At 67.9% G+C, this 25,275-nt stretch carries 17 protein-coding genes; 7 read left to right on the top strand and 10 right to left on the bottom strand.

Annotated elements, in window-relative coordinates:
• The first annotated feature begins 1 nt into the window (after position 1).
• Positions 2-514: a PaaI family thioesterase gene (locus tag AB3147_RS24610; protein ID WP_367353214.1), complete on the top strand. Its 513-nt coding sequence runs from the start codon at positions 2-4 to the stop codon at positions 512-514.
• A 21-nt stretch (positions 515-535) separates the two neighbouring features.
• Here the strand turns inward: AB3147_RS24610 and AB3147_RS24605 are convergent, their stop codons facing one another.
• The 9 genes from AB3147_RS24605 to AB3147_RS24565 form a co-directional block, all read right to left on the bottom strand.
• On the bottom strand, positions 536-2,383 hold the full coding sequence (locus AB3147_RS24605) for a methyl-accepting chemotaxis protein (RefSeq protein WP_218342838.1): 1,848 nt from the start codon (positions 2,381-2,383) through the stop codon (positions 536-538).
• Between the two features lie 225 nt (positions 2,384-2,608).
• A complete protein-coding gene (prpF, locus tag AB3147_RS24600) occupies positions 2,609-3,793 on the bottom strand; it encodes a 2-methylaconitate cis-trans isomerase PrpF (RefSeq protein ID WP_175122419.1) in 1,185 nt (394 codons plus the stop codon).
• A 98-nt stretch (positions 3,794-3,891) separates the two neighbouring features.
• Positions 3,892-6,507 (bottom strand): Fe/S-dependent 2-methylisocitrate dehydratase AcnD, encoded by a 2,616-nt coding sequence (gene acnD / locus AB3147_RS24595; protein ID WP_286939651.1) that lies wholly within the window; start codon positions 6,505-6,507, stop codon positions 3,892-3,894.
• On the bottom strand, positions 6,507-7,217 hold the full coding sequence (locus tag AB3147_RS24590; protein ID WP_175122421.1) for a GntR family transcriptional regulator: 711 nt from the start codon (positions 7,215-7,217) through the stop codon (positions 6,507-6,509). The genes acnD and AB3147_RS24590 overlap by 1 nt, the downstream gene beginning before the upstream one ends.
• A 140-nt stretch (positions 7,218-7,357) precedes the next feature.
• On the bottom strand, positions 7,358-9,163 hold the full coding sequence (locus AB3147_RS24585) for an NAD(P)/FAD-dependent oxidoreductase (protein WP_367353213.1): 1,806 nt from the start codon (positions 9,161-9,163) through the stop codon (positions 7,358-7,360).
• Between the two features lie 344 nt (positions 9,164-9,507).
• The gene (locus AB3147_RS24580) at positions 9,508-11,406 is read right to left on the bottom strand and encodes a sigma-54-dependent Fis family transcriptional regulator (protein ID WP_367353212.1); all 1,899 of its coding nucleotides are present in this window, start codon (positions 11,404-11,406) and stop codon (positions 9,508-9,510) included.
• Positions 11,407-11,635: 229 nt separating this feature from the next.
• A complete protein-coding gene (locus tag AB3147_RS24575; RefSeq protein WP_175137862.1) occupies positions 11,636-12,607 on the bottom strand; it encodes a Bug family tripartite tricarboxylate transporter substrate binding protein in 972 nt (323 codons plus the stop codon).
• Between the two features lie 104 nt (positions 12,608-12,711).
• A complete protein-coding gene (locus AB3147_RS24570) occupies positions 12,712-13,581 on the bottom strand; it encodes an alpha/beta fold hydrolase (RefSeq protein WP_367353211.1) in 870 nt (289 codons plus the stop codon).
• Complete coding sequence (locus AB3147_RS24565) at positions 13,578-14,180, bottom strand: amino acid synthesis family protein (RefSeq protein WP_175122426.1); 603 nt, start codon at positions 14,178-14,180, stop codon at positions 13,578-13,580. Before AB3147_RS24565 ends, AB3147_RS24570 begins: the two co-directional genes overlap by 4 nt.
• 122 nt (positions 14,181-14,302) lie before the next feature.
• Here AB3147_RS24565 and AB3147_RS24560 point away from each other — a divergent pair, with 122 nt between their 5' ends.
• Positions 14,303-15,211 carry a LysR family transcriptional regulator gene (locus tag AB3147_RS24560; RefSeq protein ID WP_367353210.1) on the top strand — a complete coding sequence of 303 codons (909 nt, stop codon included), beginning with the start codon at positions 14,303-14,305 and terminating at the stop codon, positions 15,209-15,211.
• A 33-nt stretch (positions 15,212-15,244) separates the two neighbouring features.
• On the opposite strand, the gene AB3147_RS24555 is transcribed toward AB3147_RS24560, so the two are convergent.
• The gene (locus AB3147_RS24555; RefSeq protein WP_367353209.1) at positions 15,245-16,150 is read right to left on the bottom strand and encodes a LysR family transcriptional regulator; all 906 of its coding nucleotides are present in this window, start codon (positions 16,148-16,150) and stop codon (positions 15,245-15,247) included.
• A 112-nt stretch (positions 16,151-16,262) separates the two neighbouring features.
• On the opposite strand from AB3147_RS24555, the gene AB3147_RS24550 reads away from it, so the two are divergent.
• From AB3147_RS24550 to AB3147_RS24530, 5 genes are all read left to right on the top strand, one after another.
• Entirely contained in the window at positions 16,263-19,799 is a 3,537-nt protein-coding gene (locus AB3147_RS24550; protein WP_367353208.1) for an indolepyruvate ferredoxin oxidoreductase family protein, read from the top strand.
• A 160-nt stretch (positions 19,800-19,959) separates the two neighbouring features.
• Positions 19,960-20,862, top strand: a complete 903-nt coding sequence (locus tag AB3147_RS24545; protein ID WP_367353207.1) for a LysR substrate-binding domain-containing protein — start codon at positions 19,960-19,962, stop codon at positions 20,860-20,862.
• A 204-nt stretch (positions 20,863-21,066) separates the two neighbouring features.
• On the top strand, positions 21,067-22,041 hold the full coding sequence (locus tag AB3147_RS24540) for a tripartite tricarboxylate transporter substrate binding protein (RefSeq protein ID WP_367353206.1): 975 nt from the start codon (positions 21,067-21,069) through the stop codon (positions 22,039-22,041).
• A 10-nt stretch (positions 22,042-22,051) separates the two neighbouring features.
• The gene (locus AB3147_RS24535; protein ID WP_367353205.1) at positions 22,052-24,112 is read left to right on the top strand and encodes an aconitase family protein; all 2,061 of its coding nucleotides are present in this window, start codon (positions 22,052-22,054) and stop codon (positions 24,110-24,112) included.
• Positions 24,113-24,405: 293 nt separating this feature from the next.
• The gene (locus AB3147_RS24530) at positions 24,406-25,266 is read left to right on the top strand and encodes an N-acyl homoserine lactonase family protein (RefSeq protein ID WP_056559238.1); all 861 of its coding nucleotides are present in this window, start codon (positions 24,406-24,408) and stop codon (positions 25,264-25,266) included.
• The last annotated feature ends 9 nt before the right edge of the window (positions 25,267-25,275 follow it).

The raw sequence follows: 25,275 nt of genomic DNA, 5'->3' as shown, positions 1-25,275 counted from the left end.
TATGGACACGCATTCCGCCGACGATTCCGCCGTTCCGCCCGGTTGGCGCAAACGCACGTTGCCCGGGTTTGCGGGCCTGATCGGGCCGTTGTGGGTGCGCAAGGAGGACGATGGTTGGGCTTATGGCCTGTTGACCACCGCCGACCATCTGAATCCCGCAGGTGTGGTGCACGGCGGCTTGCTGACCGCGCTGCTGGACCACGGCATCAGCGCGATTGCGTGGGAAGCGCTGGGCCGGCGCGTCTGCGTGACCGTGCAACTGGACACGCATTTTCTGGCGGCGGCGCGCGAAGGACAGTTTCTGCAAGTGCGCGGCCGCGTGGCGCAGGCCACGTCGTCGCTGGTGTTCATGCAGGGGGAATTGAGCGCGGACGGGGAGATCGTCGCGACGGCGGTTGCCGTGCTCAAGCAGGTCGGTCCGCCCCGAAAAACGGGGGGAGAATCTGCGGCAAGCGGACCTGCGGCAGGTGGACCTGCGGCAGGCAAACCAGCCGCAGGCACGCCGGCGGAGTAACTCCCCGCCGGCGGTTCCGGATCAGCCCTGCGGCAGTGCGATCAGCCGGCCGGCGCTGGCCGCTTCTTCCTCGCGCAGCTTGAACCGCGCAACGGCATCTGCCAACACGCGCGCCTGATCGCTCAACATCCCCGACGCCGCCGTCGATTGCTCGACGAGCGCCGCGTTCTGCTGCGTGGCCTGGTCCATGTCGGCGACCGAACGGTCGATCTGCCCCAACCCCGTGCTCTGCTCGGCCATGGCGCCGTGGATCTCGCTCACCATCCGCTGCACGCGGTTGATGCCGTCGACGATCTCGGTCATGGTCGAACCGGCGGCCTGCACGCGTTCCGTGCCGCTCTTCACGTTCTGCACCGACGCCTCGATCAGCGTCTTGATCTCTTGCGCGGAAGCCGCGCTGCGTTGCGCGAGCGTGCGCACTTCACCTGCCACCACCGCGAAACCGCGGCCCTGTTCGCCGGCGCGCGCAGCCTCGACCGCCGCGTTCAGCGCCAGGATGTTGGTCTGGAAGGCGATGCCGTCGATCACGCGGATGATCTCGGTGATGCGCCGCGACGATTGCGAAATCTCGTCCATGGTGGTGACAGCGTCCTTGACCACCTGCCCGCCGCGTGCGGCGACCGCGCTGGCTTCGTCGGCCAGGCGCGTCGCGTGCTCGGCGGTTTCCTCGGTCTGACGCACGCTGGACGCAAGCTCGGTCAGCGCCGACGACGTTTCCTCAAGCGAGGCGGCCGACGTTTCCGTGCGCTGCGACAGATCGCGGTTGCCCATGTCGATCTCGCGCGTGGCGGCGCTCATCGAATGCACGCCGCTGCGCACTTCGCGCATGACGTGGGTGATCTTCTCCACGAACGCGTTGAACGAGGCCGAAATCTGCGCGACCTCGTCATGACCGACCACGGCCAGACGGTGCGTCATGTCGCCGTCGCCGGAACCGATGGTGTCCATGGCGTCGCGCACGGCGGACAGACGCTTGAAGGCGCGTGACGTGATCACGCTGGCGATGCCCACGGCCACCAGCGTCAGGACCACCAGCGAGATCAGGGTGGCATTCAACACCTGCGTCAGGCCGACCGTGGCCTCGGTCTTGTCCAGCGCCACGACCAGATACCAGTCAGTGCCGGGAATGCGGCGCGCCTTCAGCAGCTTCTGCGCGCCGTCCAGCGCGATCTCGACGGGCGCTGCGCCGTCGCGGGCCATGGCGGCGATCGCCTCGGCGGTCAGGGCCGGCGAGATGTCGGTCGACGGCTTGAGCGCCAGCTTGTCGTTCAAGTGCGAGATCACCTGGCCGTCCGTGCCCAGCACAAATGCGCTGCTGGACGGGGTGGGATGGATGGCCTTGATGATGTCCTTCACGCCATCGAGCGGCACGGCGCCGCTCAGCACGCCGGTCGTCTGGCCGTTGCGGATCATCGGCGCGGTGAACGCCACGTAGAGCACGCCGGTGCTGGAATCACCGTAGGGCTTGGTGATCGTCAGCTTGCCGGCGGCCACGGCGCTCTTGTACCAGGGCCGGGCGGTCGGATCGTAATCCGCCGCCGTCTTGGTGGTGGAAAAGAAGGTCTTGTCGGACCAGCCGATGGTGGTGATGGGAAAGCCGTTAGTCTCGCCCATGAGCTTGGTCAGGCCCCGGGGATCGCCTTTCTCGACCACCTTCGCCGTGGCGTCGACAGCCTGCGCCTTGTCGGCCGACCAGCGCTCGATGGCGCTGGCGTTGCCGGAGGCCACGGCGTTCAGGGTCGCGGCGATGGTGGACATCATGTTGTCGCGCACGATCTGGTAGGTGATGAGGCCCGAGAGCGTGAGCGCTCCCACCACCGTAAAGCAGGTAATAAGCAAAATGCGGTTGCGCAGCGACGTTATCTTCATGCTCGTGTACTGGATACGCCGACGTGGAAAGTCGGCGGGTTGCTAGTCGGCCGGGAAATCCCCGGCCGCAATCCGCTAACGGCAGGCGGATGCGGCGACTTTAGGGGGCCGAATCAGAACATCGAGCAAGATCAAACGCGGCGCTGTCGGACCGCTTTCATTGCAGAAATGTGAACGGGGCAGAATCTGCCCCGTTTGCGGTTCTGGAATGTGCGAATAGCGGGGTCAGAACCCCTCACGCGGCACGTGCACGCGGCCTTCCATCAGCACGCGCGCGCTGCGGCTCATGATGGCTTTGGTCACTTTCCAGTCGCCATCCACCAGCTGCGCCTGCGCGCCGACACGCAGGGTGCCCGACGGGTGGCCAAAGCACACGTTGTCGCGTTCGCCGCCGCCGGCCGCCAGGTTCACCAGCGTGCCCGGCACCGCAGCCGCGGTGGCGATGGCGACCGACGCCGTGCCCATCATGGCGTGATGCAGCTTGCCCATGGACAACGCGCGCACCAGCACATCAATGTCGCTCGTGCCGATCTTCTTGCCGCTGGAGGAAATGTATTCCTTGGGCGGGGCGACGAAGGCGATCTTGGGGGTGTGCTGGCGGCTGGCGGCCTCGGCGAGGTCCTTGATGAGGCCCATGCGCAGCGCGCCGTGGGCGCGGATGGTCTCAAAGCGCGACAGCGCGGCGGTGTCGCCGTTGATAGCATCCTGCAGTTCCGTGCCGCTGTAGCCCAGGGCGTCCGCTTCCAGGAAGATCGTCGGGATGCCGGAATTGATCATCGTGGCCTTGAACGTGCCCACGCCGGGCACTTCCAGGTTGTCGACCAGGTTGCCGGTGGGGAACATGGAGCCGCCGTCGCCTTCCTCGGCGGGGTCCATGAATTCCAAACGCAGTTCGGCGGCGGGGAAGGTCACGCCGTCCAGTTCAAAATCGCCGGTTTCCTGCACCGCGCCGCCGGTGATGGGCACGTGAGCCACGATGGTCTTCTGGATGTTGGCCTGCCAGATGCGCACGACCGCAACGCCGTCCTGCGGAACGCGGGCGGGGTCGACCAGGCCGTTGGTGATGGCAAAGGGGCCGACCGCGGCGGACAGGTTGCCGCAGTTGCCGCTCCAGTCCACGAAAGGCTGGTCGATCGAGACCTGGCCGAAGAGGTAGTCCACGTCATGGTCGGGTCGCGTGCTTTTGGCGACGATGACGGTCTTGCTGGTGCTGGACGTGGCGGCGCCCATGCCGTCGATCTGCTTGCCGTAGGGATCGGGGCTGCCAATCACGCGCAGGAGCAGCGCGTCGCGCGCGGCGCCCGGCACGCGGGCGGATTCCGGCAGGTCGTCCAGCTTGAAGAACACGCCTTTGCTGGTGCCGCCGCGCATGTAGGTGGCGGCGATCTTGGTTTGGGGAGCATGTGCCATGTGTCGATCCTGAAATATCGGTCCTGAGATATCGGTCCTGAGATATCGGAGTAGGGCGGCGGGCGCTGCACACGCCCGCCGTTCGGTACAACGGCCGGTCAGGCCAGCTTGCCGGCGTCCGTCGCCGAGGCGGCTTCCAGGAAATCCTGGGCAAAGCGCTGCAGCACGCCGCCGGCTTCGTAGATGGACACTTCTTCGGCGGTGTCCAGGCGGCAGGTCACCGGCACCTGTTCGGTGCTGCCGTTGCGGCGGTGAATCACCAGCGTCAGGTCCGCGCGCGGCTTGCGCTCGCCGATGACGTCGTAGCTTTCGGTGCCGTCAAGAGCCAGCGTCTTGCGGTCGACGCCCGGCTTGAATTCCAGCGGCAGCACGCCCATGCCGATCAGGTTGGTGCGGTGGATGCGCTCGAAGCCTTCGGCCACGATGGCTTCCACGCCGGCCAGGCGCACGCCCTTGGCGGCCCAGTCGCGCGACGAGCCTTGGCCGTAATCGGCGCCGGCCACGATGATGAGCGGCTGCTTGCGGTCCATGTAGGTCTCGATGGCCTCCCACATGCGCATGACCTGGCCTTCCGGTTCCACGCGCGCCAGCGAACCTTGCTGCACCGAGCCGTCGGCGTTCTTGACCATCTCGTTGAAGAGCTTGGGGTTGGCGAACGTGGCGCGCTGCGCGGTCAGGTGGTCGCCGCGGTGCGTGGCGTACGAGTTGAAGTCTTCTTCGGGCAGGCCCATTTTGTGCAGGTATTCGCCCGCGGCGCTGTCCATCAGGATGGCGTTGGACGGCGACAGGTGGTCGGTGGTGATGTTGTCGCCCAGAACGGCCAGCGGCAGCATGCCGCGCAGCGTGCGCTCGCCGGCCAGCGCGCCTTCCCAGTACGGCGGGCGGCGGATGTACGTGCTTTGCGGGCGCCAGTCGTACAGCGGGCTGACGGCCGTTTGGCGGTCGTCTTTGATGCCGAACATGGGGGCGTAGACCTTGCGGAACTGCTCGGGCTTGACCGCCGACTTGACCATGGCGTCGATCTCTTCGTCGCTGGGCCAGATGTCCTTCAGGCGGATCTCGCGACCATCGGCGGCCACGCCCAGGACGTCGCGCTCGATGTCGAAGCGGATGGTGCCGGCAATGGCGTAGGCCACAACCAGCGGCGGCGAGGCCAGGAAGGCCTGCTTGGCGTACGGGTGGATGCGGCCGTCGAAGTTGCGGTTGCCGGACAGCACGGCGGTCGCGTACAGATCGCGGTCGATGATTTCCTGCTGGATCTTCGGGTCCAGCGCGCCGGACATGCCGTTGCACGTGGTACAGGCAAACGCCACAACGCCAAAGCCCAGTTGTTCCAGTTCGTGCGTGAGGCCGGCTTCTTCCAGATAGAGCTGCACGGCCTTGGATCCCGGCGCCAGCGAGCTCTTGACCCACGGCTTGCGCACAAGGCCCGCGCGGTTGGCGTTGCGCGCCAACAGGCCCGCGGCGATCACGTTGCGCGGGTTGCTGGTGTTGGTGCAGCTGGTGATGGCGGCAATGATGACGGCGCCGTCGGGCATCAGGCCCGGCTGGTTCTCGACCACGCCGGCGATGCCGCGTTCGGCCAGGTCGGACACCGGCAGGCGGCGATGCGGGTTGGACGGGCCGGCCAGCGTGCGCACGACGGTGGACAGGTCAAAGCGCAGCACGCGTTCGTACTGCGCCGTCTTCAGGCTGTCGGACCACAGGCCCGCGGTCTTGGCGTAGTTTTCCACCAGCGCGATCTGGTCGTCCTCGCGGCCGGTCAGGCGCAGATAGTCGATGGTCTGCTGGTCAATGGAGAACATCGCCGCCGTGGCGCCATATTCCGGCGCCATGTTCGAGATGGTGGCGCGATCGCCCAGCGTCAGGCTGGACGCGCCTTCGCCGTAGAACTCCAGGTACGCGCCCACCACCTTTTCCTTGCGCAGGAATTCGGTCAGGGTCAGCACGATGTCGGTGGCGGTGATGCCGGGCTGCGCGCGGCCGGACAGTTCGACGCCGACGATGTCGGGCAGGCGCATCCAGGATGCGCGGCCCAGCATGACGTTCTCGGCTTCCAGGCCGCCCACGCCGATGGCGATGACGCCCAGCGCGTCCACGTGCGGCGTGTGGCTGTCGGTGCCGACCAGCGTGTCGGGGAAGGCCACGCCGTCCTGCGTGTAGATCACCGGCGACATCCGCTCCAGGTTGATCTGGTGCATGATGCCGTTGCCCGGCGGCACGACCTCGATGTTCTCGAAGGCCTGCTTGGTCCAGTCGATGAAATGGAAGCGGTCTTCGTTGCGGCGGTCTTCCACCGCGCGGTTCTTGGCGAAGGCGTCCGGGTCGTTGCCGTCGTATTCCACCGCCAGCGAGTGGTCCACGATCAACTGCACCGGCACCACGGGGTTGACCTTGGCCGGGTCGCCGCCCTTGTCGGCGATGGCGTCGCGCAGGCCCGCCAGGTCCACCAGCGCGGTCTGACCCAGGATGTCATGACAGACCACGCGCGCGGGAAACCACGGAAAGTCCAGGTCGCGGCGGCGTTCGATCAACTGCTTGAGCGCGTCGGTCAGCAGCGCGGGATCGCAGCGGCGCACCAGGTTTTCGGCCAGGACGCGGGACGTGTAGGGCAGGCCGTCATACGCGCCGGGCGCGATGGCCTCGACGGCCGCGCGGGCGTCGAAGTAGTCCAGGCGGGTGCCGGGCAGGTTCTTGCGGTACGACTTGTTCATCATGCCTCCGTGCGCTGTTGGGTGCTTTGCGCGATCTGTTGTTCGATGTTGATGCGGGATGCGCGGATGTGCCGGCGCATCAGAAGTTCTGCCAGTTCGCCATCGCCGTCGGCGATGGCGTCCAGAATGCGGTGGTGCTCGGCATAGGCCTGCCGCGGGCGGTTGGGCGTCGTCGAGTACTGGATGCGGTACATGCGCGCCAATTGATAGAGCTCGTCGCACAGCATGCGGAACAGCATCTGATTGCCGCTGCCTTTGACGATGCGGTAGTGGAAATCGTAGTCCCCTTCCTGCTGGTAATAGCCCAGCCCGGCCTGGAAGGCTTCGTCGCGTTCGTGCGCTTCCAGCACGCCGCGCAGCTCGTCGATTTCCGACGGCGGCATGCGGTCGGCGGCCAGGCGGCAGGCGGTGCCTTCCAGCGATTCGCGGATTTCGTAGAGTTCGACCAGTTCCTGGATCGACAGGGACACGACGCGCGCGCCGGCGTGCGGCACGCGCACCAGCAGCTTCTGGCCTTCCAGCCGGTGCAGGGCCTCGCGCAGCGGACCGCGGCTGACCCCGTGGATGCGCGCCAGTTCGGGTTCGGAGATCTTGCTGCCCGGGGCGATCTCGCCCTTGACGATGGCGGACTGGATCTTGCGGAAGATGTGGTCCGACAGGGTTTCGCCATCGGGGGGCGGCGTGCCCGGCAGGGTGAGCACTTTGCTCATGGTGTCGACAATTCGATCCGTTTTTGGGGTGATACGCGGAAAAACGCGTGGGTAACGCGTCGAAGTGTCAACAATTTACTCCCCGGGCGGGGGCGGGCGCAAGGGCCGCCGGCCGCCCGCGTGCCCCGTGGCCCCAGCGCCTACCGCTTGTGGTGCACCTCCTGCATTCCGTATACCTGCACGGGGAGGCCGGCGTGGCGGGCCTTCAATTGCAGGGACAGATACTGCGAGTAATGGCGCGACTGGTGCAGGTTGCCGCCGTGAAACCACAGGCCCTCCTGCTGCGTGGGCTTCCACATGTTGCGCTGTTCGCCTTCCCACGGTCCCGGGTCCTTGGTGGTGGCCGACCCCAATCCCCAGCACTTGCCAACTTTGTCCGCGACCTCGGGACTGATCAGGTCCGCCGCCCAGCCGTTCATCGAGCCGTACCCGGTGGCGTAGACCACCAAGTCGGCGGGCAGGGTGACGCCGTTGGTCAGCACGACGGCGTCGCGCGTGAGCCGGCTGACGTCGGTGCGCGATTGCAGCTTGATGCTGCCGTCGATGATGAGATCGCATGCGCCCACGTCGATGTAATAGCCCGAGCCGCGCCGCAGGTATTTCATGAAGAGGCCCGAGCCGTCGTCGCCCCAATCCAGCATGAAGCCCGCGGCTTCCAGCTTCTGGTAGAACTCGGCGTCGCGCTCGCGCATCTGCTCGTAGAGCGGGATCTGGAATTGCGCCAGGATCTTGTAGGGCACCGACGCGAAGGTCAGGTCGGCCTTGCGCGTGGTCATGCCATTGGCCAGCGCCTGCTCGGAATACAGCCCGCCCAGCCCGATGTCCATCAGCGTCTCGGAGCGCACGATGTGGGTGGACGATCGCTGCACCATCGTGACGTTGGCGCCGCCTTCCCACAACGCCGCGCAGATGTCGTGGGCCGAATTGTTGGCGCCGATGACGACGACGTTCTTGCCGCGGTAGGCGTCCGGGCCGGGGTGGCGCGAGGAATGCTGCTGCTCGCCCTGGAATTCGTCCTGCCCCGGAAAGCTGGGCACGTTGGGCTTGCCCGACATGCCGGTGGCCAGCACGAGCTGCTTGGGCCGCAGCACCACGGGCTTGCCCTCGCGCACGACGTGGACCTCCCATTCCTCTTTGTCCTCGTCGTAGCGTGCCGACTCGCAGACGGTGGAGGTCCAGTAGTTCAGCTCCATCACCTTCGTGTACATCTCCAGCCAGTCGCCGATCTTGTCCTTGGGCGCGAAGACGGGCCAGTTTTCGGGGAAGGGGATGTAGGGCAGGTGGTCGTACCAGACCGGGTCGTGCAGGCAAAGCGACTTGTAGCGCTTCCTCCAGCTGTCGCCGGCGCGCTCGTTCTTTTCGAGGATGAGCGTGGGCACGTCGAGTTGGCGCAGACGCGCGCCCAGCGCGATGCCGCCCTGGCCGCCGCCGATGATCAGCACGTAGGGCTGCGTCTCGTAGCCCAGCTCGGCGGCTTCGCGCTCGCGTTTTTCCAGCCAGGTCTGGCGTTCGCGGCTGTGGCCGTGCTGGGCGCCCATGGGCCGGCGCACGCCGCTCGGTTCTTCGTGGCCCTTCAGTTCCGACATGGTGGTGAGCAGCGTCCAGATCTTGCCGTCCTTGACCCGGATGTGGCCGTAGCCGCGCGCGAGATTCGTATCGACGCGGAACCAGCCCTGCAGCAGGCCGCCTTCGTCGGTGGTCGCCTCGGCCTCGTCGCGGGTGAAGCGCACCGGCTCGACCTGTTGCAACTGATGTTCCAGCATGTCGCGGATCTGGTCCTGGCCTTCGAGCGTGCGCAGGTTCCAGGAAAACAGCACCAGGTCGCGCCAATAGCATTCGTCCTGGAACATCCGGGCGACGGCGTCGATGTCCTTGTTGCCCAGCGCAGTGTTCAGCTGCGTAAGCAACGCGTCCAAGGCGGCGTCGGCGGCGTGGTCGATCGGCATGTCATGTCTCCTTGCCCGGGGTGGGCGGTCGTTGTCGTGGCGGACGCACGGTCCGGCGGCCGGCGGTCCGGCGGTCCGGCGGTCCGGCGATCCGGCGATCCGGCGATCCGGCGATCCGGCGGCGGCCCCGTCCTGTGTCGGAAGGTGGTCGCCGATCAGGAACATGCAAATGCCATGCCAGGTGAGTCGGACGGGGGAAGCCCCGGCGCGCGCGGGTCGAGGCGGGAGTGGGGGTGTGGCGCGATGCCACACCTGTGGCGCGACGCTGTGGCGCCACGCTGTCGCGCAATCCCATGGAGCAACCCCGTGGCGCAACCCCGCGCGAACCTCGCAACGCTGCGGCGTCAGCGGCGCGAGGCCAATCCGTAGCGCCGCATCTGGCGATGCACGGTGGAACGGTCCACGCCCATGCGACGCGCCGCTTCCGATACGTTGCCCGCGCAGCTGGCCAGCGTGGCGCGCAGCGCGGCTTCCTCGGGGCTGCCAGCCGCTGGCGCTGCCGCCAGCGCCAGTGTGTCGGGCAGGTCGTGCGGCTGGATGACGCCGTGTTCGCATAGCGCGGCAGCCACCGCAATGACGTTGGCCAGTTCACGAATGTTGCCTGGCCACGCGTGGGCTTTCAGCGCAATCAACGCGGCAGGCGACAGCGCGGGCGCGCCGGATTCGTCCTGGTGCCGCGCCAGCATGCGCGCGATCAGCCAGTCCAGGTCCTGGCGTTCGCGCAGCGGCGGCACGGTGAGCGCGGCGGCGTTGATGCGGTAGTACAGGTCTTCACGAAAGCGCCCCTCGCGCACCAGCGCGCCCAGGTCGCGGTGCGACGCCGACACCAGCGACAGGCGCAGCGCGCGCGGCGCATTGGCGCCGATCGGCGTGACCTCGGATTCCGCCAACACGCGCAGCAGGCGGCTTTGCAGCGCCAGCGGCATGTCGCCGATCTCGTCCAGAAAGAGGGTGCCGCCGTCGGCCTCCTCGATGAGACCCTTGCGGCCCTTGGGGGCGGCGCCGGTGTAGGCGCCCGGCAGGTAACCGAACAACTCGCTTTCGATCAGTGATTCGGGGATGGCGGCGCAATTGACGGCGACGAAGCGGCCAGCGCGGCGGCTTTCATCGTGGATGGCGCGCGCAAGGTACTCCTTGCCGACGCCGGTTTCGCCCTGCAGCAGCATGGGCAGGCCCTGCCGCGCCAGCTTGGCGGCGCGCACCAGCAGCGCGGCCATGCGGTCGTCGCCGCCGTCCAGGCCGCGCAGCGCCGAGGGCGCCTCGCGCACCGCCACGGTGGCGCCGCGCGGCCGGCGGTTGGGTTCGATGGCGTGGGCAAAGAGGGCGTCGCCGTCACGCGCGACGATCAGCCGGTCCTGCGGCGCGCGGCCGCGCGTGTACTGCGGCAGATCGTCCAGCTGCACGTCGAAAAAGCGCGTCACCGGCAGGCCGATCAGGTCATGCGGATTGCGCCAGTCCAGCCCGGCGGCGCGTGCCAGCAGCTTGGCGCCGCTATGCGTCATGCCGAGCACGCGGCCGGCCCCGTCCAGCGAAATCGCGGCTTCCGGATCCACATCCAGGAATTCCGGCGAGCGGGCAAAGCGCAGCACCCATTCGTTGCGCGTGCGCGCCATCAGGTTGGCCAGCTCGATGCGCCGCGTGGTGCTGTTGACCAGATGCAGCGCCAGATTCTGGCTGGCCTTCAGGCTGGGCGAACTGAGTAGCGAGATGTCCAGCACGGCGGCCAGCTCGCCGTCGGCGCTGTAGATGGGCGCGGCGGTGCAGGACAGCGGCGTGTGCGTGTTGTCGAAGTGATCGGTCTGGTGAATGGTGAGCGCTTCGCCCGTTTCCAGGCAGGCGCCGACGGCGCAGGTGCCGGCGCGCTGCTCGGACCATTCCGACCCCAGATACAGCCCGGCCTTGCGCAGTTGGGCGGTCTGCTGGGCATCGCCCAGGAATTCCACGGTGACGCCTTGCCGGTCGGCCAGCAGCAGCACGTAGTTCTGGCCGGCCACCTGCCGGAACAGGTGATCCAGCCCGCTGCGGGCGATGGCGATCAGGGCTTCGGATTGCTGGCGGTGTTCACGCAGGCGGCCGTCCGGCACGATGTAGGCCTCGCAGGCGTGGGCCGGGTCGAGGCGGTACTGATCCAGGCAGCGCAACCAGCTGCGCACGACATGCGCGTCTCGCTGCGTGGGCAGGCCCTGGCCGACCTGTTCGATTTCGCGGATATGGGCGGAGTGCAGGGATTCCTGACTGGGCATGTCGTCTCCAGGTTTGCCCGATCTGCGCCGGATCAACGGGCAGCATGCCCAAGCGGAGACGCCGCTGTAAATGCTGGTTATCCAGCAGTCGCGCGGCCCCGGCAGCCGGCATCCCGGGGTTCCAAATCCGGCTCTGCAATCCGGCCCAGCAATCCGGCCCAGCAATCCGGCCCAGCAATCTGGCCCCGCGTTCCGGCCCCGAATCCCCCTTAAGTCGGCTTGCTACGGCCTACAGATCCACCCGCACCTTGCCCGACTGCACCAGCCCGGCGACATCCCGGATCTCTGCCAGCAACGCGTCCTGCAACTGCGCGGGCGTGCCACCGGTAGGCTCGAAACCTTGCTCAGCCAGCTTGGCGTGCACGGACTCGGTTTTCAGGGCGCGGTTGATGCCCTGGTTCAAGGCCGCAACCGTCGCCTCGGGCGTTCCCGCCGCGCAGTAAGTGCCGAACTGGATCTGCGCCGAAAATCCCGCAAAGCCGCTTTCGGCAACGGTGGGAATGTCCGGGTATTTGGGCAGGCGCTGCGGGCTGGTCACGGCCAGCACGCGCAGGCGGCCGCTCTTCAGGTAAGGCTCGACCGCGGCGACGGTGGCCACCACCACCTGGATCTGGCCGCCCAGCAGGTCGGTCATCATCGGGCCGGTGCCGCGATACGGCACGTGCAGCATCTCGATGCCGCACGCGGCCTGCAGCAGTTCGGTGGCCAGGTGCTGAGGCGTCGCGTTGCCCGGGGTGCCGAAGGTCAGCCCTTTGGGCTCGCGCCGGGCCTGCGCCACCAGTTCGGCGATCGTCTTGGCCGGCAGGTCGCTGTTGACCGCCACCATGTAAGGCGACCGCGCGATGGGGCAGACGGGGGCCAACTGTTTCAGCACATCTTCGGGCGGCCGGGCGTAGTAGCGCACCGACGGGACCAGGCCGGCAAACAGCAGCATGCTGCCGTCCTTGGCGCCATTGGCCGTGTAGTCCGCGCCCAGCATGCCGCTGGCGCCGGGTTTGTTCTCGACGATGACCGAGCGCTCCAGCGCGCCTTCCAGCGACGCCGCGATGACGCGGCCCAGCACGTCGGTGCCGCCGCCCGGCGGGAAGGGCACGATCACGCGCAGGGGCTGTTCGCGCGCGACGGCCAGGCGGGTGGCGGTGGCGCCCAGCGGGGCCAGCGACATTGCCGCGAGGGTTTTGATGAGGGTTCTGCGGTCCATGTGTTTTGTCTCCGTCCCCGCATCGTGGCGGGGTGTCGCGCATCGTCTCTGTCAGGGCGGACGATTTCGGGTTCTGGGGATTGCGGTTGATGCGGTGTCGTCAGCTACGCCTTTGCGGAATGCGTTGGCGCTGAACCCGGTTGCGCCGAGTTCGCCTGCGTTGAATCCGCCTGCGTTGAATTCGTCAGCGTGGTTTGCGTCTGCGCCGGATGCGCCGACACAAAGCTGCGCAGCGCGGCCGCCACCGTGCCGGGTTCCTCTACCGGCAGCATATGACGCTGTTCGGGCGCCACGCGAGCGCACGCCCGAGGCAGCGCGCGCGCCAGCTCCCGCGTCATGCGCGGGTTGGAGCCGACATCGTTCTCGCCCGTCATGACCAGCACAGGGCAGGCGATGTCCGGCGCGGCCTGCGCCAGCAGCGGATCACCCAGCGCGAACAGCGCGTAGGCGGACAGGAAGCTCTCGCGGTCGTTGTCCAGCAGGCGCTGTTCGATCTGCGCCACGCGCGCGGGCCGCGCCGCTTGAAACGCCGGGGTGAACCAGCGCGTCAAGGACACCTTGGCGGCCTCCTGCGGGTCCTGTGTGGCGGCCGACGCCAGCCGGGCGCGCACCGCCGCGGCTTCTTCTTGCGTGCGGCGAAACACGGTGCTCAGCAGCACCAGCCGGCTGACGCGCTCGGGGCGGGCCGCCGCATAGGCCCCCGCGATCAGGCCGCCCATGGAATAACCCAGCACGGTGGCCTGTTGCCAGCCCACGGCGTCCAGTTCCGCGTCCAGTTGCGCAATGAAGTCCTGAATGTCCGCCTGGCCGCGCAACGCGGGCGCGGCGCCGTGGCCCAGCAGGTCATAGCGCAGCACGTCGAAATCCGGCTCCAGCAAAGGCGCCAGATCGTCCCACAGCGTGTGGTCCAGGCCGACGCCGTGCAGCAGGACCAAAGGTTCGCCGCGGCCGGTGCGCCGCCGTTGCGTATTCATTTTGCGCGCGCCTCCTGCGCTTCCTGTTCCAGTTCCTTCAGGTCCGAATAGCGGTTGCCGATGCGGTGATGCGGACGGCCTGAGGTGGCCGCGCCCAGCGCGATCACGATCTCGTCCGGCGCCGGCGCGTCGTTGATGGTGGTCTGCACCGTCAGGTAGTGCGAGCGCAGGCCCTCGTCCAGCTTGTGCATCAGCGGCACCGAGATCACGCAGCCGGGACCGCCGCGCATGTTGGTGAAGCTGAGATAGCTGGTGCCGCCCACCGCGTTGCGGTAGAAGTTGCCGAAACGCAGCGTGTGGATCAGCGCGGACGCGTGTTCGACCTCGCCGGCAGTGCCCACCACGGCGGCCTTGCCGTAGGCCTCGATGTTGTCCGCCGATCCGGCCTGGCGCAGGATCTCGCTGACCAAGAGTTCGCCCAGCGGCGGCGCGGCTTCCAGGATGCCGGGCCGCAGGTCTTCCTGGAACGGCAGGCCGGCCCACGGATTGCGGATCACGGCGGCGGCCACGATCATCACCAGCGGGCGTTCGGCTGCGCGGCCGCCTTCGATGAGGGTTTTCTCGACGTAACTGACTACCTTGCGCACTTGCAGTGACATACGCGCTGCTCCGAAAGCTGGGGATGAATGACGAGTCCATTGTTCGGCTCGAAGCGCGTTTTTGACAATTCAAATTAACGTGAGCTAACTTCAGAAAATCCGAATTTGGCCCGGCGCCCGTCATGCCCACCCCTCTGAAAATCCAGCACCTGCGCCAGTTCCTGATGGCCGCCGAGCACGGCAGTTTTCGTGTCGCCGCGCAGGGCACGTTCCGGTCGCAGGCGGCCGTGTCCGCCGCCATGCAGGACTTGGAGCAGCAGTTGGGTGCGCCGCTCTTCGAACCCGGCAAGCGCGCCCAGCTGACGGCGCTGGGCCAGGCGGTGGCGCCGCTGTTCCGCGAGCTGCTGGCCACGCATGACCGCGTGCTGGATGCGGCGCGGCAGTTCGGCATGGGCAGCCAGGGCCCCGTGGCGCTGGCCGTCATGCCGTCGCTGGCCGACGAATGGCTGCCCCGCCTGCTGGAACGCTATGCGCGCAGCCATCCCGATGTCCGCATCCGCGCACTGGACGAAACGTCGCCCGAGGTGCACCGGCTGGTGCTGTCGGGAGAGGTGCAGGTGGGCGTGGCTGGACAATCCCCGCGCACGGCCGAGGTGGCCTTCACCCCGGTGGCGCGCGATGCGTTCGGGCTGGTCTGCAAGAAAACCCACCCGCTCGCACGGCGGCGCGGTCCGGTGACGTGGGCGGCGCTGGCCGACGAACGCCTGATCGGCAACGCCACCTTCGAAACGCTGAAGAACCGTCAACTCGGCAGCGGCATCGACGACCCGGCGATCGTGGTGTCCAACCGGGCGTCGCTGTTGGCCAGCGTGGTAGGCGGCCTGGGCGTGACGGTGCTGCCGGTGCTGGCGCGGCCCGCGGCGGGCAGCGGGCTGGCTTTCGTGCCGCTGGTGGAGCCCGTGGTCGAGCGCATCGTCGGCGTGCTGACACGCAAGGAAGAGACGCTGCTGCCGTCGGTGGCTGCGATGCACGCGCTGGCGCTGCGGTCGCTGGCGCAGTTCACGCGCCGCAAGGGCGCGGTGCTGGTGTAGGCGGAAAGCGGTCAGCCGGGCTGCGGGCCGGCGTCACCCTCCGCACGCATAGATCATGAATTGCCGGAAAGCCTCGGCCGGCTTGGCCATGGCCGCGCGCGGATGCCACAACAGACCGGCTTCCATCGGCGGCACGGCGTCGGTGATGGGCACCGCTTCGATCTTGCGGCCTTCAAGTGACCAGGGACGGTAGACCATGTCCGACAGCATCGTGATGCCAAAGCCATGCGCGACCAGCCCCCGCAGCGCTTCCATCGACCGCGTCCTGAAAGCAATGTCCGGCTGCAGGCCGTGGCTGCGCCAATAGCTCAGCGTGGAACGTTCACCTTCGTCCATTTCCAGCAGGATGTACGGATAGCGCGCAATGTCGGCCAGCGCGGGCGCGGCCGCCTGCGTCAGCGGATGGCCCGCCGCCGTCCACAACTGGCGCCGCGATCGCACCAGCACGTGATGGCCGAAGCGCTCGCGTTTGTCGACGTTGGACAGCAGCGCCACGCCCAATTCCACGTCGCCGCTGGCCACGGCCTGTTCGATTTCGTGGCGGTCCAGGTCGACCAGGTCCAGCACCACGTCGGGATAGCGCCGCCGAAAGCGCGCCAGTAAATCGGGCAGAAAGTACCCCAGCACCGTATATGAGGCCGCGATGCGCACCGAGCCGCGCAGCGCATAGCGCTGAAACCCCGGCTCGCGCAGTGCGTCATCCAGCGAATCGAGCACGTCGCGCGCGCGCTGGTGGAAGTTGTGGCCCTCGGGCGTCAGCGTCACCCCGTGCGCATGGCGGTCGAACAGGCGCACGCCCAGTTGCGCCTCCAGCGCCAGCACGGCATTGGTGACCGCCGATTGGGACACATGTTCGTCGGCCGCCGCCATGGAAAACCGCCCGGTGCGGGCGGCGGCGGCGAAGTACCGGAGTTGGCGGAGCGTGACTTCATTAGCCATGTGTTTTTCACATACCAGCTAGTCGAATATATGAATATACGATGGCTGCGCGCCTTCCTACACTGCGGAAAACACGTAAATGCCCGCACCGCAGATTGCAGGAGACAACCCCATGAACGCCCCACTACCCCCCGGCGTGGCCGACACCCATGGCCTGTCGCTGGACGACAAATACGCGCAGCCCACCGGCCGCGTGTACCTCAGCGGCACGCAGGCGCTGGTGCGCCTGCCGCTGATGCAGAAGCAGCGCGACCAGCAGGCCGGCCTGAACACGGCGGGCTATGTCTCCGGTTACCGGGGCTCGCCGCTGGGCGGTCTGGACCAGGCGCTGTGGAAGGCCAAGCGCCATCTGAAGGCGAACGACGTGGTGTTTCAGCCCGGTCTGAACGAAGACCTGGCGGCAACTGCAGTTTGGGGATCGCAGCAGCTCAATCTGTTTCCCGGCGCGCAGCGCGATGGCGTCTTTGGCATGTGGTACGGCAAGGGGCCGGGTGTGGACAGGTCGGTGGACGTGCTCAAGCACGCCAATTCGGCCGGCACGTCCGCGCACGGCGGGGTCCTGATGCTGGCGGGCGACGACCACGCCGCCAAGTCGTCGTCGGTGGCGCACCAGTCGGAACACGTGCTGATCGCCAGCGGCATTCCGGTGCTGTACCCCTCCAACGTGCAGGAGTACCTGGACTACGGCCTGCACGGCTGGGCCATGAGCCGGCACACCGGTCTGTGGGTGGCAATGAAGTGCGTGACGGATGTGGTGGAATCCAGCGCCTCGGTCGACGTGGACCCGTCGCGCTTGCAGATCGTGCTGCCCGAAGACGGCATGCCGCCGGGCGGCCTGAACATCCGCTGGCCCGATTCGCCGCTGGCGCAGGAGGCGCGGCTGCTGGACCACAAGTGGTACGCGGCGCTGGCCTATGTGCGCGCCAACAAGCTGAACCGCGTGGTGCTGGATTCGCCCAATGCCCACTTCGGCATCATGACGGCCGGCAAGGCGTATCTGGACGTACGACAGGCGCTGAACGACCTGGGGCTGGACGAGGCGGCCTGTGCGCAGGCCGGCATCCGCGTGCTGAAGGTGGGTTGCATCTGGCCGCTGGACGCGCAGGACGCGCGCGAGTTCGCCACCGGGCTCAAGGAAATTCTGGTTGTCGAGGAAAAGCGCCAGATCCTGGAGTACGCGCTGAAGGAAGAACTCTACAACTGGCGCGACGACGTGCGCCCGCGCGTGTTCGGCAAGTTCGACGAACGCGAGAACGGCGGCGGCGAATGGTCTACGCCGCGCGGCGGATGGCTGCTGCCGGCGCGCTACGAGCTGTCGCCCGCGCTGATCGCCCGCGCCATCGCCGCGCGCCTCGAAAAAGCCGATCTGTCCGACGCACTGCGCGCCCGCATCGCGGCGCGCCTGGCCGTGATCGACGCGAAAGAACGCGAGGCCAGCCGCCCCACGCTGGTCGAAGAGCGCAAGCCCTGGTTCTGTTCCGGCTGTCCGCACAACACCTCGACCCGCGTGCCGGAAGGGTCGCGCGCGGTCGCCGGCATCGGCTGCCACTACATGGCGATGTGGATGGACCGCAATACCGACACCTTCAGCCAGATGGGCGGGGAGGGCGTGGCGTGGCTGGGCCAGAAGGACTTCACGTCCGAGCGCCACATCTTCGCCAACCTGGGCGACGGCACGTATTTTCATTCGGGCCTGCTGGCCATTCGCGCGGCCATCGCGGCGCGTGCGCGCATCACCTACAAGATCCTCTACAACGACGCCGTCGCCATGACGGGCGGGCAGCCCGTGGACGGCGTGCTGACCGTGCCGCAGATTGCGGCGCAGATGCTGGCCGAAGGCATCGTCAAGACGGTGGTGGTGACGGACGAGCCCGATAAATACACGGGCGCGTTGACCTTGCCGGCCGGCATCGAGGTCCACTACCGGAAGGCGCTGGACGAGGTGCAGCGCGCGCTGCGCGACATCGACGGCGCCACCGTGCTGATCTACGACCAGACCTGCGCGACCGAAAAGCGCCGCCGCCGCAAGCGCGGGGACTATCCCGACCCGGCCAAGCGCGCCTTCATCAACGAAGCGGTCTGCGAAGGCTGCGGCGATTGCTCGGTGCAGTCGAACTGCCTGTCGGTCGAACCGCTGGATACGCCGCTGGGCACGAAGCGGCGCATCATCCAGTCGTCGTGCAACAAGGACTTCTCGTGCGTCGAGGGCTTCTGCCCCAGCTTCGTGACGGCCGAAGGCGCGGTGCCGCGCAAGCCCGGCAAGCAGGGCGGCGCGCCCGCGCTGGCCGAGGCCCCGCTGCCCGAGCGCGCCGATATTGCGCCGGGCGCCGCGTATCGCGTGGTGGTCGCGGGCGTGGGCGGCACGGGTGTGGTGACGGTTGGCGCGCTGATCGGCGCGGCCGCGCACATCGAGGGCAAGGGCGTGACCGTGCTGGACATGGCCGGGCTGGCGCAGAAGGGCGGCGCGGTGCTCAGCCACGTCCAGCTGGCCAACCGGCCCGAAGACCTGCACGCCACGCGCGTCGCGCTGGGCGAGGCGGATCTGGTCATCGGTTGCGATGCGCTGGTGTCGGCGTCGCCCGAGGTGCTGTCGCGCCTGCGGCCCGATCATGGCCGCGCGGTGGTCAACAGCAGCGCCGCGCCGACCGCCGCGTTCCTGTCGCAGCCGGCCTGGCGTTTTCCGGGGGCGCAGGCGCAGGCCGCGCTGACGCAGAGCACCGGTGGCCATGTCGACTTCCTGGAGGCCGGCCCGCTGGCCGAAGCCCTGCTGGGCGACAGCATCTACGCCAATCCGCTGCTGTTGGGCTATGCGTGGCAGAAGGGCGGCCTGCCGCTGTCGCTGGACAGCCTGCGCCGCGCGATCGAGATCAACGGCGTGTCGGTGGACAAGAACCTGGCCGCCTTCGAACTGGGCCGTCAGGCCGCGCATCGCGGCGCCGACGCGCTGCGCCCGGCGGTGGCCGAGCGGGTGGTGGCGCTGCCTGAAACCCTGGATGCGCTGGTCAACCGGCTGGCGGCGCATGTGCGCGATTACCAGGACGACGCGTACGCGCAGCGCTATCTGGCGGCCGTGGCGGCGGTGCGCACCCGCGAAGCCGCGCTGGGCGACAAGCGTCACGAGGTCACGCGCGCCGTGGCCCGCAATCTGGCCAAGCTCATGACCTACAAGGACGAGTACGAGGTGGCGCGCCTGCATGCCGACCCCGCGTTCAAGGACCGGCTGCGCGCGCAGTTCGAAGGCGAGCCGGGCCGCGACTACACGCTGCGCTACTACCTGGCGCCGCCGGCGTTGGCGCGCCGCGACGCGCGGGGCCGTCCGCAGAAGCGCGCGTATGGGGCGTGGATGGAAACGGCGTTCCGATTGTTCGCGCCGATGAAGCGCGTGCGCGGCACGTGGCTGGACGTATTCGGCAGGACGGCCGAGCGCCGCATGGAGCGTCAGCTTGCGGCGGATTATCTGGCGCTGGCCGAGGAGTTCGCCCGTACGCTGGACGACGGCAACCGCGACGCGGCGCTGGCACTGGCCAACGTGCCGGATGCGATCCGCGGGTATGGGCATGTGAAGGAAAAGAGCGTGGAGCAGGCGCGCAGCAAACAGGCGGCGTTGTGGGAGCGGTATCGCGCAGGCAAAGCGCGGTTGGCGGCCTGAGCTGGCGGACGGGTCGACCGCGCGCAGCTGCGGCCTGACCGCGCTAGCGAGACGACCTGGCCCCGCGCCGTGAGCCGCCCGGCCATGCTGGCGCTGCGGGAGCGTGGTATACGATCCCCCGTCAATGCGGGGCCGGTCCCCGCCGCCCGCTGGATCCGCCATGGAAAGCATCCTCCGCAAACTCGACCTGACTTCGCTGCGCCTCTTTGTGGCGGTCTGCCAGGAGAACAGCATCGCGCGGGCGGCCGAGCGCGAGTTCATCGCGCCTTCCGCCGTCAGCCGGCGCATCGCCGACATGGAAGCGCTGATCGGCCTGCCGCTGATCGCCCGGCACACCCGCGGCGTCTCGGTGACACCCGCCGGGCAGACCGTCCTGCGCCACGCGCGGCAGATCATCGGCGACGTCGAGGCGATGGGGGCGGAGCTGTCGCGCTTCTACGAGGGCGTGAAAGGGCACGTGCGGGTGGTGGCCAACCTGTCGGCCATCGTGCAGTTCCTGCCCGAGGACGTGGCGGCGTTTCAGCGCCTGTTTCCCGATGTGGACATCGACCTGGAAGAGCAGCACAGCCCGGATGTCCTGCGCCTGGTGCGCGAGCGGGCGGCCGACTTCGGGATCTGCAACCAGATGGCGGGCGCCGATGGGCTGGAACAGCTGCCTTACCGCCGCGACCGGCTTGCCGTCATGCTGCCGTCCAATCATCCCAAGGCGTCGGCGCGCCAGCTTAGCCTGCAGGACATTGCCGACGAGACCTTCGTCGGCCTGCGCGAGAACAGCGCGTTGACGCAGCTGCTGGCGGCGCGGGCCGCGGCGCTGGGCAAGACGTTGTCGGTGAAGATCCGCGTGGCCAGCCTGGACGCGCTGTGCCGGATGACGCATGCCGGTCTGGGCATTGCCGTGATGCCGCAGCAGGTCGCGGAGCTGTATCTGCAGGCGCTGGACGTGGTGGTGCGTCCCCTTTCCGATGCGTGGGCGCGGCGGCAGCTTTGCATCGTGTTTCCGAATCAGGCGCAGTTGTCGGCGACCGCCAGCAAACTGGTCAGGTTTTTGGCGCAGCAGGGCTGACGGTTGGCGGCGGCGCCTCCCGTCGCCGGAACCCGCCGCCGGAACCCGTCGTCGGAACCCGCCGTCGGAACCCGCCGTCGCCATTCGCGATGGCGGGGCTGCCGATATGACACTTCGCGGTTGACGGCCGTCTTCGTATAGTCAAAGCGCGTTCATCGCCGGTACGGGGCATCCAGACCCCGCTGCGTCCTATACGGAGACATCATGACCCCCACCAGATTGCTCGCGAGCTGTGCGCTCGCGCTTGGCGCCATGTGCGCGGCTGCGGCCGCGTCCGCCGCCGGCTACCCGGACCACCCCATCCGTCTGATCGTGCCCACGTCGCCCGGCTCGACCGCCGACGTGGTGGCGCGCGTCGTGGCCGATAACCTGGGCAAGACGCTGGCCCAGCCGATGATCGTGGAAAACCTGGCCGGCGCGGCGGGCATCCCCGGCACACGCCAATTGGTGTCGGCCAAGCCCGACGGCTACACCCTGGGCATCGTGTCGTCCAACCACGCCATCAACCCCAGCCTGTACAAAAGCCTGCCCTACGACACGGTCAAGGACATCACGCCGATTTCCGTCATCGGCACGACGCCGCTGGTGGTCGTGGTGGCGGAGAACTCGCCGTACAAGACGATGGACGACCTGCTGAAGGCCGCCCGCGCGCAGCCGGGCAAGATCAATTACGGCTCGTCCGGCACGGGCAGCGTGCTGCACCTGGCTGGCGAGCTGCTCAAGTCCAAGGCGGGCGTGGACATGATGCATATCCCGTACAAGGGCGGCAACGCGCTGATCACCGACGTGATGTCGGGACAGATCCAGGTCGCCTTCCTGGCCACGCCGTCCGTGCTGGCGCAGGTGCAGGCGGGCAAGCTGCGCGCATTGGCGGTCAGCACACCCGAGCGCCTGGCCATCCTGCCCAACGTGCCCACCTTGGATGAAGCCGGCGTGAAGGGCTATTCGTACGATGCCTGGATCTCGCTGATCGGACCGGCCGGGCTGCCCGCCGATATCGTGCAAAAGCTGCAAGCCGCCACGCACAAGACCATGCAGGAGCCGGCGGTGCTCAAGGCGCTGTCGCCGCAGGGCTTTGTGTCGCAGGGCACCACGGCGGAACAGGCGGCGCAGACGCTGGCCGCCGAAATCACCAAGAGCCAGACGCTCGTCAAGGCGGCGGGCGTCACCATCGAATGACCGGATTGCCATGACTGCCGTATCTGTACTCGACGCCCCGGCCCGCCTGCTGTTTCTGACGCAGGATCCGTCCCGCGTGACCGCGCAACTGGGCGGCGCGGCGCTGACGCTGCCCCAGGCCGCGCCGCTGCGCGACGACATCTCCACCGACGAGATCACACCCGTGCCGATCCTGACCCACTTCGACGAGAAGCTGGGCCGGTATCCGTACACGGGTTTTCGGGCGGGCGACACCCAGCCCATCGGCATCGATGCCATCCGGCACGCCGGCATCAATGTCGTCGTCGCGGGCAAGCGGTACGGCAAGGGCTCGTCACGCGAGCACAGTCCGATGGCAGAGAAGTCTGCCGGCGTGCGGCTGGTGATTGCCGAGAGCTTCGAGCGCATCTACCGCCAGAACGCCGACAACATCGGGCTCTACACCAGCACCGACATGGGGCTGGTGGCGCGGCTGCAAGGGGGCGAGCGCATCCCGGTCGATGAGATCGTGGCGGGGCGCGACGCGCTGGCGGCGGCGATTGTCAGGGCGGGCGGGCTGCTGGCTTTCGGGCAGGCGCAGTTGCGGGATGTGTCGCCGACGGGTGAACGTCTAGAGGAGGACGGTCCGGGGACTGGCGCGCCGGAAGCCGGCGTGTCGGGTGTCAGTGATTCCACCGCCGATTCGGCCGCGCCTTCTGTCGGGCCGCCGCTCACGCTCTTCGAGAAGATCGTCCGGCGCCATTTCTTGAAGACCGCTGCGACCGCGCCCAACCCGCAGCAGGGCGACGGCGTCTTCCTGCGCGCGGACTGGCGCTTCATCCATGAGTACTACACCGGCATGGCCGCCCATATGCTGCATGCGCGGTTTGGCCGGCCGCTGCGATTGGTGGACCCCGAACGCATCGTGGTGTTCGAGGACCACACCTCCTACGTCGAGGAAAGCCCCAACCACGTGCGCGCGGGCATCGTGCCCAACGTGCGCGCCATGTGTCAGGCGCAACGCGACTTCGCCGACGCCTACGGCCTGCGCCAGCACCGCACGCTGACGGAAGCCGAGGCCGCGCGCGACACCGGCGCCAACGTGGCCGGCATCTCGCACGCCATGATGGCTGAACACTACGCGCTGCCGGGGCAGGTCGTCGTGGGCACCGACTCGCACACGCCGCACAGCGGCGCGCTGGGATGCGTGGCCTTTGGTGTGGGCACCACCGACATGGCGAACGCGTTCGTCACGGGCGCAGTGCGGTTGACGCTGCCGGCCTCGCTGCGCATCGAACTGGACGGCACGCCCGCGCCCGGCATCACCGCCAAGGACATCGTGCTGCACCTGCTGGCGCTGCCCGAAATCCGCGCGGGCGCGGGCGTAGGCAAGGTGTTCGAGTTTGCCGGCGAGGCCATCGCCAGCCTGTCCATCGACGAGCGGGCCACGCTGACCAACATGACCGCTGAACTGGGCGGACTGACGGGCATCGTCGCACCCGATGCCGAGACGGCGCGCTTTCTGCGCGAACGCCGCGGCGTGGATGCCGCCATCGAAGCATGGATGCGCAGCGATCCAGGCGCCGACTACGCCGCCGATCTACGCGTGGACTGCGCGGCGCTGTCGCCGCTGGTCGCGGCGCCCGGCGATCCGGGCAATGGCGTGCCGCTGTCCAGCCTGACTGCGCGGCCGCGCATCGACATTGCGTATGGCGGCTCCTGTACCGCCGGCAAGCGCGAGGATTTCGATTACTACCATCAGGTGCTGGCGTGGGCGGTGGCGCGTGGATTGCGGCTGCCGGACGGCGTGACGCTGTATCTGCAGTACGGCACCACGGCCGTGCGCGATTACTGCGTGGCGCAGGGCTACGACAAGACGTTTGCCGCCGTGGGCGCGCGCATCCTGCAGCCGTCGTGCGGGGCGTGTGCGAATTGCGGGCCGGGGTCGTCCACCGAGGCGTCTCAGGTGACGATCAGCGCCATCAATCGGAATTTTCCGGGCCGATCGGGGCCGGGCAGCGTCTGGCTGGCCAGTCCGCCAACGGTCATGGCGAGCGCGCTGGCAGGGGAACTGGCGTCGTTCGCCGAGTTGCAGGCGCGATACGGCGCGTAGCCATGCCGGACGGTCCGGATCACTAGGGTTCCCCCCACTTCGCGCGCCGCGAAGCCCAGCTTCACAAATCCTTAATTGGCAGCCAAACCGGGCTGCGTCAGAGTGCGCAACAGAGAAAACGGCCGCCAGATGCCGTTTCCGGCCGCGCGCATGGATATCGCGGCCCGCCGCAAGGCGCCTTCGCACGGAAAAAACACCCTGTCGACGATGTGAACCCGGGACACACCGGGAGCTTGCTGATCGGCCGCGCCGTCCGGGCTGCGGCTTACCCCTGTTGGTCCGAGGAGACAACAATGAGCAAGAGCTGGAAGGCAATGGTTGGGGCGGTGGCGGTCATGGCGGGCGGATGGGCGCACGCCGCCGACGCGCCGCCGGTGGACGTAAAACTGATGCAGCTGTCGGTGGGCAAGATCGAGCTGGACAAGGGTTTCATGACCGCCATGGTCGACGTCGGCACCAAGATCAAGATTCCGGTGCCGGCCTACGTGATCCAGCACCCGCGCGGCCTGGTGCTGTTCGACACCGGCATGAACCAGGCCACGGCCGACGGCAATTGCGCCAATTATTGGGGCCAGGGTCTGTGCGGCGCGTTCAATTCCATCCAGGGCCGCGACGAGGTCATCGACCGCCAGCTCAAGGCCGCCGGCTTTGACGTGAGCGACGTGAAATACGTCGTGTACTCGCACTTCCACCTGGATCACGCCGGCAATATCAAGATGTTCCCCAAGGCCAAGCACGTGGTGCAGAAGGCCGAGCTGCGCGCCGCCTGGTGGCCCGAGAAATTCCAGCGCGCCGCTTACGTCATGAAGGACTTCGACACCACGCGGGACTACGACTTCATCCAGGTCGAGGGTGACTTCGATCTGTTCGGCGACGGCACCATCGTGCTGCTGGACACCAAGGGCCACACGCAAGGCCACCAGTCGCTGCAGGTCAAGCTGCCCAAGACCGGCGTCGTGCTGCTGGCGGCCGATGCCATCTACACGGGTGAAAACGAGGCCGGCGTCATTCCCGGCATCACCTGGAACACGGCGGCGTCCATGCAGGCCATCGACCGTCTCAAGCAGATCCGCGATGCGCGCCAGGGCCAGCTCTGGTACAGCCACGACGCGGAGCAGCACGCGCAGAACGCCAAGACCAAAGTCTTCGACTAAAAGGCGCGC

This window comes from Achromobacter animicus (assembly GCF_040775605.1).
GTDB lineage: Bacteria > Pseudomonadota > Gammaproteobacteria > Burkholderiales > Burkholderiaceae_B > Achromobacter > Achromobacter animicus.
Note: the sequence above shows the minus strand (reverse complement) of the source record. Positions and strands in the feature narration are given on the sequence as shown.

What these genes read in the sequence shown, in the direction of transcription:
- AB3147_RS24545 (WP_367353207.1), top strand. Translation starts at nt 19,960, where the DNA reads ATGGAAAGCATCCTCCGCAAACTCGACCTGACTTCGCTGCGCCTCTTT.
- AB3147_RS24605 (WP_218342838.1), bottom strand. Translation starts at nt 2,383, where the DNA reads ATGAAGATAACGTCGCTGCGCAACCGCATTTTGCTTATTACCTGCTTT.
- AB3147_RS24565 (WP_175122426.1), bottom strand. Translation starts at nt 14,180, where the DNA reads ATGTCACTGCAAGTGCGCAAGGTAGTCAGTTACGTCGAGAAAACCCTC.
- AB3147_RS24530 (WP_056559238.1), top strand. Translation starts at nt 24,406, where the DNA reads ATGAGCAAGAGCTGGAAGGCAATGGTTGGGGCGGTGGCGGTCATGGCG.
- acnD (WP_286939651.1), bottom strand. Translation starts at nt 6,507, where the DNA reads ATGAACAAGTCGTACCGCAAGAACCTGCCCGGCACCCGCCTGGACTAC.
- AB3147_RS24610 (WP_367353214.1), top strand. Translation starts at nt 2, where the DNA reads ATGGACACGCATTCCGCCGACGATTCCGCCGTTCCGCCCGGTTGGCGC.
- AB3147_RS24560 (WP_367353210.1), top strand. Translation starts at nt 14,303, where the DNA reads ATGCCCACCCCTCTGAAAATCCAGCACCTGCGCCAGTTCCTGATGGCC.
- AB3147_RS24590 (WP_175122421.1), bottom strand. Translation starts at nt 7,217, where the DNA reads ATGAGCAAAGTGCTCACCCTGCCGGGCACGCCGCCCCCCGATGGCGAA.
- AB3147_RS24540 (WP_367353206.1), top strand. Translation starts at nt 21,067, where the DNA reads ATGACCCCCACCAGATTGCTCGCGAGCTGTGCGCTCGCGCTTGGCGCC.
- AB3147_RS24585 (WP_367353213.1), bottom strand. Translation starts at nt 9,163, where the DNA reads ATGCCGATCGACCACGCCGCCGACGCCGCCTTGGACGCGTTGCTTACG.
- AB3147_RS24570 (WP_367353211.1), bottom strand. Translation starts at nt 13,581, where the DNA reads ATGAATACGCAACGGCGGCGCACCGGCCGCGGCGAACCTTTGGTCCTG.
- AB3147_RS24580 (WP_367353212.1), bottom strand. Translation starts at nt 11,406, where the DNA reads ATGCCCAGTCAGGAATCCCTGCACTCCGCCCATATCCGCGAAATCGAA.
- AB3147_RS24575 (WP_175137862.1), bottom strand. Translation starts at nt 12,607, where the DNA reads ATGGACCGCAGAACCCTCATCAAAACCCTCGCGGCAATGTCGCTGGCC.
- prpF (WP_175122419.1), bottom strand. Translation starts at nt 3,793, where the DNA reads ATGGCACATGCTCCCCAAACCAAGATCGCCGCCACCTACATGCGCGGC.
- AB3147_RS24555 (WP_367353209.1), bottom strand. Translation starts at nt 16,150, where the DNA reads ATGGCTAATGAAGTCACGCTCCGCCAACTCCGGTACTTCGCCGCCGCC.
- AB3147_RS24535 (WP_367353205.1), top strand. Translation starts at nt 22,052, where the DNA reads ATGACTGCCGTATCTGTACTCGACGCCCCGGCCCGCCTGCTGTTTCTG.
- AB3147_RS24550 (WP_367353208.1), top strand. Translation starts at nt 16,263, where the DNA reads ATGAACGCCCCACTACCCCCCGGCGTGGCCGACACCCATGGCCTGTCG.